Source organism: Luteimonas terricola, assembly GCF_004352845.1.
GTDB classification, from domain to species: domain Bacteria; phylum Pseudomonadota; class Gammaproteobacteria; order Xanthomonadales; family Xanthomonadaceae; genus Luteimonas; species Luteimonas terricola.
On record NZ_SJRX01000001.1, the window covers coordinates 363,362 to 375,641 of the forward strand.

At 70.8% G+C, this 12,280-nt stretch carries 8 protein-coding genes; 3 read left to right on the top strand and 5 right to left on the bottom strand.

What is annotated here, in order from left to right:
* Positions 1-44: 44 nt before the first annotated feature.
* On the bottom strand, positions 45-677 hold the full coding sequence (locus tag E2169_RS01685; RefSeq protein WP_165942292.1) for a CDP-alcohol phosphatidyltransferase family protein: 633 nt from the start codon (positions 675-677) through the stop codon (positions 45-47).
* Positions 678-837: 160 nt separating this feature from the next.
* The gene (locus E2169_RS01690) at positions 838-2,703 is read right to left on the bottom strand and encodes a D-(-)-3-hydroxybutyrate oligomer hydrolase (RefSeq protein WP_229659118.1); all 1,866 of its coding nucleotides are present in this window, start codon (positions 2,701-2,703) and stop codon (positions 838-840) included.
* A gap of 139 nt (positions 2,704-2,842) precedes the next feature.
* Here E2169_RS01690 and E2169_RS01695 point away from each other — a divergent pair, with 139 nt between their 5' ends.
* Together E2169_RS01695 and E2169_RS01700 are read left to right on the top strand one after the other, a co-directional pair.
* Positions 2,843-3,646: a 3-hydroxybutyrate dehydrogenase gene (locus tag E2169_RS01695; protein ID WP_132984882.1), complete on the top strand. Its 804-nt coding sequence runs from the start codon at positions 2,843-2,845 to the stop codon at positions 3,644-3,646.
* 26 nt (positions 3,647-3,672) lie between these two features.
* Complete coding sequence (locus E2169_RS01700) at positions 3,673-4,344, top strand: response regulator transcription factor (RefSeq protein WP_132984883.1); 672 nt, start codon at positions 3,673-3,675, stop codon at positions 4,342-4,344.
* Between the two features lie 9 nt (positions 4,345-4,353).
* On the opposite strand, the gene E2169_RS01705 is transcribed toward E2169_RS01700, so the two are convergent.
* The 3 genes from E2169_RS01705 to E2169_RS01715 all read right to left on the bottom strand — a co-directional run bounded on the left by E2169_RS01705 (position 4,354) and on the right by E2169_RS01715 (position 10,583).
* Positions 4,354-4,842, bottom strand: a complete 489-nt coding sequence (locus E2169_RS01705; RefSeq protein ID WP_132984884.1) for an NUDIX hydrolase — start codon at positions 4,840-4,842, stop codon at positions 4,354-4,356.
* A gap of 40 nt (positions 4,843-4,882) precedes the next feature.
* Positions 4,883-8,224, bottom strand: a complete 3,342-nt coding sequence (locus E2169_RS01710) for a hybrid sensor histidine kinase/response regulator (RefSeq protein ID WP_132984885.1) — start codon at positions 8,222-8,224, stop codon at positions 4,883-4,885.
* Positions 8,225-8,327: 103 nt separating this feature from the next.
* A complete protein-coding gene (locus E2169_RS01715) occupies positions 8,328-10,583 on the bottom strand; it encodes a TonB-dependent receptor (protein WP_132984886.1) in 2,256 nt (751 codons plus the stop codon).
* Positions 10,584-10,751: 168 nt separating this feature from the next.
* Here E2169_RS01715 and E2169_RS01720 point away from each other — a divergent pair, with 168 nt between their 5' ends.
* Positions 10,752-12,155: a GntP family permease gene (locus tag E2169_RS01720; RefSeq protein ID WP_132984887.1), complete on the top strand. Its 1,404-nt coding sequence runs from the start codon at positions 10,752-10,754 to the stop codon at positions 12,153-12,155.
* The last annotated feature ends 125 nt before the right edge of the window (positions 12,156-12,280 follow it).

Below are 12,280 nucleotides of genomic sequence, written 5' to 3' on the forward strand. Positions count from 1 at the left end.
GTTCAACCGATCATAGCAATGCCCGATGTCTGCGCCACCGCGGATCAGGGCTTGGGGATGCGCAGCGTCTTGCTGATCATCAACGAGCCCGACAGCGCGTACACCAGCACCAGCGGATGCAGCTGCCAGGGGCCGAGCTGCCACTGTCCGAACCAGATCGCGTCGCCAAGCGCGCCCTGCCAGGCCGCCACCGCCAGCAGCAGCACGATGGCCACGCTGCTGGGGATCGGCGTGCCCTCGAAGTACTTCACCTTGTCGCCGCCGTCGGCAAGGGTTTCCGCGGTGACGTTGTAGCGCGCCAGGCGGCTGACGCCGCAGGCGACGAAATAGCTCAGGACCACCCAGTCCCAGCCGCCCTGCAGGCCGCAGGCGTAGCCGAGCACGGCCGGTGCGACGCCGAAGGAGATCACGTCGGCCAGCGAATCGAGTTCGCGGCCCAGGGTGGAGGCGACCTTGCGCCAGCGTGCGACGCGTCCGTCGAGCGCGTCGAACACGAAAGCCAGCGGGATCAGCGCCATGCCCAGCATCAGGTCGCGGATGCCGCCGCCCCCACCGCCTTCCTGCAGGTAGCGCATGGCCGCGAAGATCGCACTGGTGCCGCAGACCGCGTTGCCGAGGGTGAACCAGTCCGCGAGCTGGAAGTCGCGGATCATCGAAAAGTGGCGCTGTCGGGTCATCGCCGTGCCTGTCGCGGATGGGAGCCCAGCATGCCAAACACGCCGTCACGGTGGGAGCAGTCCCGCCCTGCCGGGGCGCCGGGTCGCGGCTATAGCAGCTCCCACAAAGTTGGTTGTGGGAGCCGCTACAGCGGCAAAGGCGTCACCGCACGGCCACCGCTCAGCGCGGCATGGCGAGGTGCGACGCCTCCAGCGCCGCCGCCCCGCGCGGCGTGGTGTCGATCACCGCATCGGCCGGCAGCGCGGCGCCATCGAGATGCGCATCGACGCGGTCCAGGGCCTCGTACACGTAGGGCAACAGCGGCAGATAGCGTGCGCCGTAGTCGGGCAAGGCCAGGAAACCGTCGAAGTGCTGCACGTTGCGCACCTGCCAGTAGCGCACGTCGCGGCCCGCAGCGCGGGCGTGGGCCACGTAGGGCGCACTGCTGAACGCGACCGGGATCAGGCCATCGTCGAGGCCGTGTACGACGACCACAGGCAATCCGGCACGCGGTGGCGCGGCGCGGGTGGCCGCAATGCCGGCGCGCACGCGGTCGGCGTCGGCACCTTCGCCCGTCCACAGGCCACGCAGGCACTGCAGGCCCTTCAGCGTGAGGTCCGGCGGCGCCATGCCCGCATCGACCAGGCCCACGCCCGAGCCCGGCGGAATGCCGCTGGCGTCCGGCCACCAGGCCGCGCGCTCGGCGGCGGTCGCCGGGCGCGGCAGGAAGTCCGTGCCCTGCGCGGCGAAGGAGAAGCCGCAGGGACCTTCGCCGACGCCGTAGCGGCCGTAGGCGCTGGCGTAGGTCGCGGCCACCGCCCGCCACAGGTCGAAGCCCGCGGACAGCGCGCCCGCGCGCAGCGCTTCGTCGCTCCAGCCGGCGTCGCGCAGTGCATCGTGGGCCTCGCGGGCCTGGGCCGCGGTGTCGGCACCCGACAGCAGGCCTTCGGCCGCGAGCGAAGCGCAGCGCGCCGCGTACAGCGGCGTGACCTGGGTGAGCAAGGGCGGCTGCGGCAGGCTGTCGATGTCGAGCAGTGCGCAGGGCATCAGCAGCGCGGCCTCCGTGGTGTAGTCGTAGAGCGTGCGACCACCCTGCCCTTCGACGTGGACATTGGGTTCACCGGCGACGACGGCATCGAGCCAGTCGCCCTCCAGCTCCGCCGCCCGCAGCACCGCGCCGCCGCCGTTGGAGATGCCGACCGCGATCACGCGGGTGTTGTCGAAGGTGAAGGGCGCCTGCGCGGGCAGCGCCTCGCCCAGCGCCTGCAGCGCGAATTCCGCGGCCTGCTTCACGTGGTGGCCCCAGTCGGCCTCGGGGTTGTCCTGCGAATGCGCGTGCTTGAAGGCGACGCCGGTCGCGGCTTCGGACGCATCGGGTACGAACGCAAGGTCGCTGGCCGTATCCTTCGCCACGGCACGACCATCGCGCCCGAAGCCGATGCCTGCATCCAGGTCGAAGTAGTCGCTGCCCGCGCCCTTGTCGGTATAGGCCACGGCGCAGCCGCGCGGCAGGCCCCAGGCGCCGGCGACCGCGATCGAACCATAGATGCCGCGCGATCCGGAAGACGCCGTCACCACCACGCAGCGCCTGCCGGCATCGAAGTCATCGGGCAGCTGCAGCAGCACGCGGTGCGGATGCTTCGCGCCCGGCACGGTGGCATAGGCCGAGAACTCGCGCCCGGGCACTGCGTCCACGCTGCCGTAGAGCTCGCCGTAGCCCCCACCGGGGCCGAGGTCGGCGATGCCGCGCCAGTTGCTCCACAGCGCGCGGCGGCGCAGCTCGGCGGCGGTCGGATCTTCGGCATCGGCGAAGGCCGGCGGCAGCATCTGGCGCAGGCCGTCGATGCCGAGCCCGGCGCTCAGCAGGTCGTCGCCGTCGCGGTGGGTGCTGCTGCGCTGGTGTTCGAACATCACGGTCTCCGTGGCGGCATCGCGCGCGGCCTGCGAAGCGCAGCCGGCGATCGCCACGGCCAGCGCCAGCGCCGCCACGGCGGAAAGCAGGCGCGCCCGGGGCGCAGGCAGGATCTGATGCGGATTCTCGCGCACGTGCGCCACCTTCCGGTACGGGGAGTGGCCTGAACCGTAGCAGTCGCCCGCGCCTGCCGGCATCGTACTTTTGTACGCAGTGGCGCGCGGCTTCGATTTGCTACCTTGGACGTCCTCCACGCACACCGCAGCCCATGCCATGACCGACACCTTCCTTTCCGGCCGCACTGCGCTGGTGACCGGCAGCACCTCCGGCATCGGGCTTGCGATCGCCTGCTCCCTGGCCGAAGCCGGCGCGCGCGTCGCGATCAACGGCCTCGGCGACGAAGCCCAGGTCAAGGCCGCGCTCGACGCCGTGCGCGCCGCGGGCGGCAGCGACGTCCGCCATTTCGACGCCAACCTGCTGGACCCCGACGCCATCGCCAAGATGATGGCCGAGATCGACGCCTGGTCGCCGCTCGACGTGCTGGTCAACAACGCCGGCATCCAGCACGCGGTGCCGCTGGCCGAGATGCCGGTCGGCAAGTGGGACGCGATCATCGCCATCAACCTCAGCGCCGCCTTCCACACCATGCGCCTGGCGATGCCGGGCATGGCGGCGCGCGGCTACGGCCGGGTGGTGAACATCGCCTCGGTGCACGGCCTGGTCGCCTCGAAGGACAAGGCGCCCTACGTGGCGAGCAAGCACGGCATCGTCGGCCTGTCGAAGGTCGCGGCGCTGGAATATGCCGCAGTCGGCAGCCGCGACGGCGGCGGCGTGACCGTCAACTGCATCTGCCCGGGCTGGGTGGAGACGCCGCTGATCGAGCCGCAGATCGAAGCCCGCCGCAACGGCGGCAGCCGCGACGACGGCGTGCGCGCCCTGCTGGCCGAGAAGCAGCCCAGCCTGCGCATGACCCTGCCCGCCGAGATCGGCGCGCTGGCGACCTGGCTGTGCCGCCGCGAAGCGCACAACGTCACCGGCGCCTCGTTCCCGGTCGACGGCGGCTGGTCGACGCAGTAACGGCCCGCGACCACACACCATCATCCATGGCCACCCTGCTCATCGCCGACGACCACCCGCTGTTCCGCGCCGCCATGCGCGGCGCCGCGGTCGAGGCCGAGGCCGACACCGAGACCCTCGAGGCCGGCACGCTCGACGCCACCCTCGCCCTGCTGGAATCGCGCCCGGACATCGACCTGGTTCTGCTCGACCTGCACATGCCGGGCAACCACGGCCTCGCCGGCCTCGCCGCGATCCGCGCCCAGTTCCCGGCGGTGGCGGTGGTGCTGGTCTCGGCCAACGAGGACCCGCAGGTGGTGCGTCGCGCGCTCGACCACGGCGCCGCCGGCTACATCCCCAAGAGCGCCGGCCTCGATGAGATGCGCGACGCGATCCGCACCGTGCTCGCCTGCGAGGAGTGGCTGCCGCCGGCCCTGCGCGGCGCCGTGTCGCGCGCGCAGTCCACGCCGGGCGACGCCGACCTTGCCGCACGCCTGGCCAGCCTCACGCCGCAGCAGTTCCGCGTGCTGGCCCTGGTGGCCCAGGGCCTCCTCAACAAGCAGATCGCCGATCGCCTGGATGTGCAGGAGCGCACGGTGAAGGCCCATCTGTCGGCGATCTTCGAGAAGCTCGGTGCGCGCAACCGCACCCAGGCCGGCGTGATCCTGCGGGAGCTTGAACTCAGCGATCCCGCGCGCCAGCTCGAGCGCGCCGACTGACCACCGCGCTCAGGTGCGCGAGAACGACCAGGACTGCATGCGCCCGTTGCGATAGGGCATCACGCCGTGGAAGGCGCGCGGGTCGTCGTCGAACACCAGCGGCACGAAGTGGCGGTCGCCCTCCCACAGCGGCAATTCGAGCACGCGGTCGACATCGACCCATTCCAGCGCGCCCTCCGGGTTCGACGCCGGCGGCGTGCCGGTGAACTCCGTGACCAGGAAGACGAAGGCGAACCAGTCCTCGCCGTGCTTGCCGAAGCCCGGCCAGCTGATGGTGCCGCGCAGCTGCATCCGGGTGCATTCGATCGCGGCCTCTTCGCGGATTTCCCGCCGCATGCAGGCGAGCGCGTCCTCGTCCGCCTCGAGCTTGCCGCCCAGGCCGTTGTACTTGCCCAGGTGCAGGTCACCGGGGCGCGCGTTGCGGTGGATCATCAGCACGCGGCGCCCGTCGGGCGAGAGCACGTAGCCAAGGGTGGCCAGGATCGGGGTATAGGGCATCGTTGTTGCAACAGGCGGAAGGCCGGTGATTGTAGGACGCTCAGCCCACGCGTCCGTGCCTGATCCGCATCCGCCCCAGCACCGATTTCAGCGCCAGCGGCCGTACCGGCTTCTGCAGCAGTCCCAGGCCATGTTCGGCCACGTCCCGGCGCACCGCATCGGTGGCGTCGGCGCTGAGCACCAGCGTGGGCACGCTGCCGAAGCGCGCCGACAGCCGCTGCCAGGCATGGATGCCGGTGTCGCCGTGGTCGAGGTGGTAGTCGAGCAGCCACAGTTCGGCGCCGCGCGCGCCATGCGCCGAGATCGCGGCGTCGGCACCGGCGGCCAGGTCGACGCTGCAACCCCAGCCGCGCAGCAGCGCGGCCAGCGATTCCAGCGCCATCGGATCGTTGTCGAGCAGCAGCACGTGCGCGCCTGCGATCCCGGCGCGCATGGCCGGCACCGCAATGGCATCCGCCGGCGCGGCCACCCGCGGCAGCGCGATCGCGAACACGGTGCCAACGCCGGGCCGGCTGCGCAGCTCCACCCGCGAGCCCAGCAGCCGCGCGATGCGCTCGGCGATGGCCAGGCCCAGCCCCAGTCCCTGCCCGCCCACGCCTTCGCCGCGGCGGAACTCCTCGAAGATCAGCGCCTGCTGCGTCGGATCGATGCCCGGCCCGGTGTCGTGCACCTCGATGCGCAGCCCGCCATCGAACCGGCGCACACCCAGCAGCACGCGCCCGCGGTCGGTGTAGCGCACGGCATTGGCGAGGAAGTTCTGCAGCACCCGCCGCAGCAGCTGCGGATCGCTGTGCGTCCAGGCGTCGCTGGCGACATGGTCGAAGCGCAGGCCGCGGTCCCCGGCCAAAGCGCGGAATTCCGAAGCCAGCGGCTCCAGCACTTCCGCCAGCGGGAATTCGCGCGCCTGCGGCACCAGCCCGCCGGCCTCGAGCCGCGCCATGTCGAACAACCCGGTGAGCAGGTCGGTGGTGGAGTCGAGCGCGCCGCGGATCTGCCCCAGCGAGGCCTTCCGGCTGCCCTCGACCTGCTCCGCCAGCGCATCGGTGAACAGCTGCGCCGCGTGCAGGGGCTGCAGCAGGTCGTGGCCGACCGCGGTCAGGAAGCGGCTCTTGGCTTCGTTGGCGCGCTCGGCCTCGCGCCGCGCCTGGTCGAGGCTGGCGGTGCGCTCCTCCACGCGCTGCTCCAGGGTCTCGTTGCTGCGCTTGAGCTCGGCCTCGGTACGGCGGAAGGCGGTGACGTCGGTGAACGTCGCAACGAAGCCGCCGCCGGGCATCGGGTTGCCCCGGATCTCGACGATGCCGCCGTCGGGGAACACGCGTTCGCTGACGTAGGGCGTGCCGGCCTGCATGTGGCGCATGCGCTTGGCCGACTCGCCATCCACGCGCCCCCTGACGTCACCCGCCAGTCCGCGACCGAGGTTGTGCACGACCAGGTCGGCCACCGGCACGCCGATCCGCAGCAGCCCCTGCGGATAGCCGAACAGCTCCGCGTAGCGACGGTTCCAGGCCACCAGGTGCAGTTCGCGGTCGACCACGCTGATGCCCTGGCTCATGTTCTCCAGCGCCGCCTCGAGCACCCGCTGGTTGAAGCGCAGGTCCTGCGAGGCTTCGCCGACGATCTCCGCCACCGTGTCCAGGTCCGGCCCCGCCTCGCGGCGCGCGGCGTCGAGCAGCAGCCGGGCCGAGGCACTGCCCAGCACCGCGGCCAGCTCGCGCTCGAAGCGGGCTTCGATCACCGAGGGCACCGGACCGGTTTGCGGCGCACCGCGCAGCGCGTCGTCCACGGTGCGCGCGGCAAGGAAGCGTCGGCCCGCCTGGCGCAGCGTGCGCAGGTCCGAGCCACGCGCCACGTCGCGATCTGGCGCCGACAGCCAGGCCGACAGCGCCAGCGTGGTGGCGGCGCCCACGAACAGGCTGGCCCCGACCGCGCGTCCCAGGCGGCTCCAGCCGGTCAGGCCGAACAGCGTGTCCGGCGCGAGCCAGGCGATGCCCCAGGGGCCCGCAGTGAGCCACGTACCGTCGCCGCCGGTCAGCTCGACCAGCATCGGCGACAGCGTCACCCAGGCCCAGGCGAGAAACCCGGCCAGCACGCCCCAGGTGGCCGCGGCCGCGGGCGTGCGCGTGCGCCAGACCGCGCAGAACAGCGCCGGCGCCAGCGTCGCCAGGGCCGAGAACGACACCGCGCCGACGTCGGCCAGGGTCTGGCTGCCGCCGATCACGCGGCTGTAGGCCCAGGCCAGCAGCATCACCACCAGGATGCCCGCGCGGCGCAGGACCAGCACTGCGCCACGGCGGTCGCCGCCGCCGCGGCCGAACGACCATGCGCCGCGCAGCAGGCCGGGCGTGAACCAGTGGTTGCCCACCATCAGGCTCAGCGCGAGCGTGCTCACCACCACCATGCCGGTGGCCGCGCTCAGGCCGCCCAGGAAGGCGAACAGCGCCAGGCCCTCGTGGCCCAGCGCCGCCGGCAGCGCCAGCGCGTACATGTCCGCGGGCACGCTGTCGCCCAGCAGCGCGGTGCCGGCGCGCGCCAGCGGCAGCGTCGGCAGCGCGATCAGGACCAGGTAGAGCGGGAACTGCCAGCGCGCGGTGCGCACGTCACGTTCGTCTCGGCATTCGACCACGCCGACGTGGAACTGGTGCGGCATGATGAACATCGCCAGCGCGCCCAGCAGCACCAGCGGGATGAAGCCGCCCACCGGTGCCGGCGGCGGTGGCGCCGCGACGATGTCGATCTCGCCCAACCCGAACCACACCAGCAGCCCCAGGGCCAGCATCGCCGCGAGCTTGAACAGCGACTCGAAGGCCATCGCCAGCACCAGGCCGCGGTTGTGCTCGGTGGCGCTTGCGCGGCGGGTGCCGAAGGCCATCGCGAACACCGCCATCGCCAACGCCACGTACAGCGCGCCGTCGCGCCAGGGCGCCACCGCGGCGGCCACACCGCCACCGGTGAGGGTGGCGAAGCTCATCGTCACCGCCTTCAGCTGCAGCGCGATGTAGGGCAGCATGCCCAGCAGCGCCACCAGGGTGACCACCGCCGCCAGCCAGGGATCCTTGCCCAGCCGGGTGGCGATCAGGTCGGCGATCGAGGTGGCATTGCTCTCCCGCGCCAGGCGCACCAGGCGCAGCATCAGCCCGAATGCCAGGGCATAGAACAGGATCGCGCCGAGGAAGGTCGGCGGCAGCGGCCAGCCGTAACGCGCGGCCTGGGTGACCGTGCCGTAGAACGTCCACGACGTGCAGTGCACCGCCAGCGACAGCGCATAGACGTGGCGCCAATGGCGCGCCAACGCGCCTGGGCGACGTTCGGCGTAGACCGCCACGCCAAACAGCAGGACGAGCCAGAGCGCCGCGGCCGCGACCACCATGCCGACGCTCAGCATTGCCTCTTGTCCCCCACCCGTCCGGCCCTGGATCGTACGCGGCGAGCATAGCGCAGCGGCGGGCCGAAGCCCGCCGCCGTGATCAGCACTTGCAGCCGACCGGTCAGAAGTTGTAACGCACCGACATGTACCAGTTGCGCGGCAGGCCGTAGTACGCGGTCTGGATGTTGCCCACGCTGGCGAACTCCTGGCCCTCGGTCTTGTAGACCTCGTCAGTGAGGTTGCGCACGCCGGCGCGGACCTGCCAGGTGTACTGCGGCGAATCCCACACGCCGAACGCGCCATACAGGGTGTACGCGCCCTGGCTCAGCACGGCGCGGTTGTCCACCGACAGCCAGGTCTTGCCGCGGTAGGACGCATCCACGCCGACGCCCAGGTTGCCGGCGTCGCCCAGCGAGAAGCCCTGCTGCAGCGCGATGCGTGCGGTCAGGTCGGGCGAGAACGGCACGTGGTCGTGGTTGAGGTTCGGGTCGTAGCCCGGGTAGGTCGGATCGAGGCGGAAGTCGTCGAAGCGGTCGTACTCGGCGTCCAGCCAGCCCACCTGCGCGCTGAGCACCGTGGCCTCGCCGAAACGGGCGCTGCCCTCGAACTCGATGCCCATGATGTCCAGCTCGGCCGCGTTGAGCACCGGGAAGGTGCCGACGTCCTGCGAGACCCGGGCCTGGAAATCGCTGTAGTCGCTCTTGAACGCCGCGACGCTGCCGCGCAGGCGACCGTCATCGGATGCAGCCTTCAGGCCGAGCTCGTAGGTCCAGACGTACTCGGGATCGAACTTGGCGTGCTGGGTGTCGTAGACGGTGTTGGCCCGGCCGTTGAAACCACCGGACTTGAAGCCGCGGTTGGCGGAGACATAGCCCATCACGTTGTCGCTGAAGGCCTTCTGCAGGCTCACCGACGGGGTGACCGCGGTCCAGCTGGCCTTGGCCTGGAAGGCGACGGTCTCGTTGATGCCCTGGAACGGGGCACCCCAGAAGGTGCTGGTGCTGCGGTCGTATTCCTTCTCGTCCTTCGTCCAGCGCACGCCGGCGGCCAGCGTCCAGGTCGGCACGAACTCCCAGTTGGCGTGGGCGAACGCGGCGACGCTGGTGGTGGTCAGGTCATCGTCGATGGTGCGCAGGAACGACAACGGCGCGCCGAACAGGGCGAACAGGTCGCCGGCATAGGCCTCCTGGTAGGAGGGCACGTCCTCGCGCATGTAGTACGCGCCGAAGGTGGCCTGCAGGTTGCTGCCGTTGTCGTACTGGAGCTGGAACTCCTGGCTGGCCTGCTCCTGGTCGAGCGACACCAGCACGTCGCCAAGCTCGAATTCGCTGGCGTCGATATCGATGAAGGAGTTGGTCTTCAGGCTGCGGTGCGAAGTGATGCTCTTGAACAGCCACTGTTCGCTGAAGTCCCACTCCATCGACAGCGACGCACCCGAGTGCTCCAGCTGCTGGCCGTGCCCGGGCGGAAGGAACGAGGTCTGCGAGCGGTGGTTCCACTCGCCGGTCTCGCCCGGCTGCAGCACCACGACTCCTAACCCGAGGTCGGTCTGCAGCAGCGGCGCCATCGGCCGGCCCATGGTCGGCGCGACGTCCTGCTCGGTGTGGTCGAACGCCAGCGTCGCGCGGAAGGTATCGCTGGGCTGGAACGCGATCTTGGCGCGGATGGCCTGGGTGTCATCGTTGTTGTAGTGACGCCCGGTGACGCTGTCGCGCACATAGCCGTCGTTGCGGATCGAGGCCGCGGCGACGCTGGCGGCCACGGTCTCGCTCAGCTGCCCGCTGGCATAGGCGCGCACTTCCTGGCGGCCGTAGTCGCCGATGGTCAGCTCGGCCGCGCCGCCGCTGTGGTCGAAGGGATCGCGGGTGGTGATCTTGATCGCGCCGCCGGTGGAGTTCTTGCCGTACAGCGTGCCCTGCGGGCCGCGCAGCACTTCGACCTGCTGCACGTCGAACAGCGAGAACATCGAGCCGTTGATGCGCGAGTAATAGACGTCGTCGACGTACATGCCCACGCCCGGGTCGAAGCTCTGCAGCGCGTCGGGCTGGCCGATGCCGCGGATGAAGACGTTCACGCTGTTCGCCGAGCCACGGCCCTGGACGATGTTGAGGTTGGGCACCGCGCCCTGCAGGCCGCTGACGTCGCTGGCCTGGAGGTCCTTGAGCTGCTCTTCGCCAAAGGCGCTGACCGCGACCGGCACGTCCATGATCGATTCGGTGCGGCGGCGGGCGGTGACGGTGACGGTGTCGAGTTCGGTGGCACTGCGCGCGGACGGGGCCTGGTCGGCATCGGATTCCTGTGCGTGCAGGGCCGGCGCGGCCAGGGCCACGACGATCGCCAGGCTGAGGGTGGTGGCGCGAATATGGACAGGCTTCATGTGATCCCCTGGAATCTTCGTTGCGCGCGGCCGATTTGCCGCGTGGTGACAAGACTAGGGAGGGGGCCGCTGCGGCGGCATCGTACCTTCGGACAATGGGCCGCGGCCGCACGCGGCGGGAACACTGTCGCCCGTGGAGTCGTGCGCCGCACGATGCAAGGATCCCGAATGTCGTTCCTGATCGTGCTCGCCGCGCTGGTCTTCCTGATGTACGTCGCCTACCGCGGCCACAGCGTGATCCTGTTCGCGCCGATCGCAGCCCTGGGTGCGGTCCTGCTCACCGACCCGTCCCTGGTGGCGCCGATGTTCACCGGCCTGTTCATGGACAAGATGGTCGGCTTCCTGAAGCTGTACTTCCCGGTGTTCCTGCTGGGCGCGGTGTTCGGCAAGCTGATCGAGATCTCCGGTTTCTCGAAGTCGATCGTCGCCGCCACCATCCGCGTGGTCGGCGCGCAGCGGGCGATGCTGTCGATCGTGATCGTCTGCGCGCTGCTGACCTACGGCGGCGTGTCGCTGTTCGTGGTGGTGTTCGCGGTGTACCCGTTCGCGGCCGAACTGTTCCGCCAGAGCGACATCCCCAAGCGGCTGATCCCCGGCACCATCGCGCTGGGCGCCTTCACCTTCACCATGGACGCGCTGCCCGGCACGCCGCAGATCCAGAACATCATCCCCACCGCGTTCTTCGGCACCGACACCTGGGCGGCGCCGGTACTGGGCACGATCGGTGGCGTCTTCATCATCATCGTCGGCCTGTCCTACCTGGACTGGCGCCGGCGCGTGGCGCAACTCGCCGGCGAAGGCTATGGCGATCCCGCCACCCTGCTCAACGAACCCGCGCCCTTCATCGGCGAGCGCCTGGCACATCCGCTGGTCGCGCTGCTGCCGCTGGTGATGGTGGGCGTGGCCAACCTGGTGCTGACGCGCCTGATCCCGGGCTGGTATGGCGACAGCCACAGCTTCATCCCCGCGGTGGTCGGCAACCCGGCGCCGGTGGTGCAGGAAGTAGCGAAGATCGCCGCGATCTGGGCGGTGATGGGCGCGCTGCTGATCGGCATCGCGACGGTGATGGTGTTCGCCTGGAAGACGGTGTTCAGGCACTTCGCCGAGGGCACCAAGTCCGCGATCGGCGGCGCGCTGCTGGCGTCGATGAACACTGCATCGGAATACGGCTTCGGCGCCGTGATCGCCGCGCTGCCCGGCTTCCTGCTGGTGGCCGATGCGCTGGGCGCGATCCCCGACCCGCTGGTCAACGAAGCGGTCACGGTCACTGCGCTCGCCGGCATCACCGGCTCGGCCTCGGGCGGCATGTCGATCGCGCTGGCCGCCATGGCCGACACCTTCATCGCCAACGCCGAGGCCGCCGGCATCCCGATGGAGGTCCTGCACCGCGTGGCCTCGATGGCGTCCGGCGGCATGGACACCCTGCCCCACAACGGCGCGGTGATCACCCTGCTGGCGGTCACCGGCCTGACCCACCGCCAGGCCTACAAGGACATCTTTGCGATCACGATCATCAAGACCATCGCGGTGTTCGCGATCATCGCCACGTTCTATCTCACCGGCTGGGTCTGACCGGCGAGCCGGCGCGCGCGGCCGCGCGCCGGTGGTGGAGGGCCCCGCCGTGGCCGGGAGGCCTTCGCGGCTTCGGCTGCAATTGCGCGAGGTCGGGCCACCGCGTACTGCTGCGCACCGGGTGC

What these genes read in the sequence shown, in the direction of transcription:
- E2169_RS01705 (WP_132984884.1), bottom strand. Translation starts at nt 4,842, where the DNA reads ATGCCCTATACCCCGATCCTGGCCACCCTTGGCTACGTGCTCTCGCCC.
- E2169_RS01720 (WP_132984887.1), top strand. Translation starts at nt 10,752, where the DNA reads ATGTCGTTCCTGATCGTGCTCGCCGCGCTGGTCTTCCTGATGTACGTC.
- E2169_RS01685 (WP_165942292.1), bottom strand. Translation starts at nt 677, where the DNA reads ATGACCCGACAGCGCCACTTTTCGATGATCCGCGACTTCCAGCTCGCG.
- E2169_RS01710 (WP_132984885.1), bottom strand. Translation starts at nt 8,224, where the DNA reads ATGCTGAGCGTCGGCATGGTGGTCGCGGCCGCGGCGCTCTGGCTCGTC.
- E2169_RS01700 (WP_132984883.1), top strand. Translation starts at nt 3,673, where the DNA reads ATGGCCACCCTGCTCATCGCCGACGACCACCCGCTGTTCCGCGCCGCC.
- E2169_RS01715 (WP_132984886.1), bottom strand. Translation starts at nt 10,583, where the DNA reads ATGAAGCCTGTCCATATTCGCGCCACCACCCTCAGCCTGGCGATCGTC.
- E2169_RS01695 (WP_132984882.1), top strand. Translation starts at nt 2,843, where the DNA reads ATGACCGACACCTTCCTTTCCGGCCGCACTGCGCTGGTGACCGGCAGC.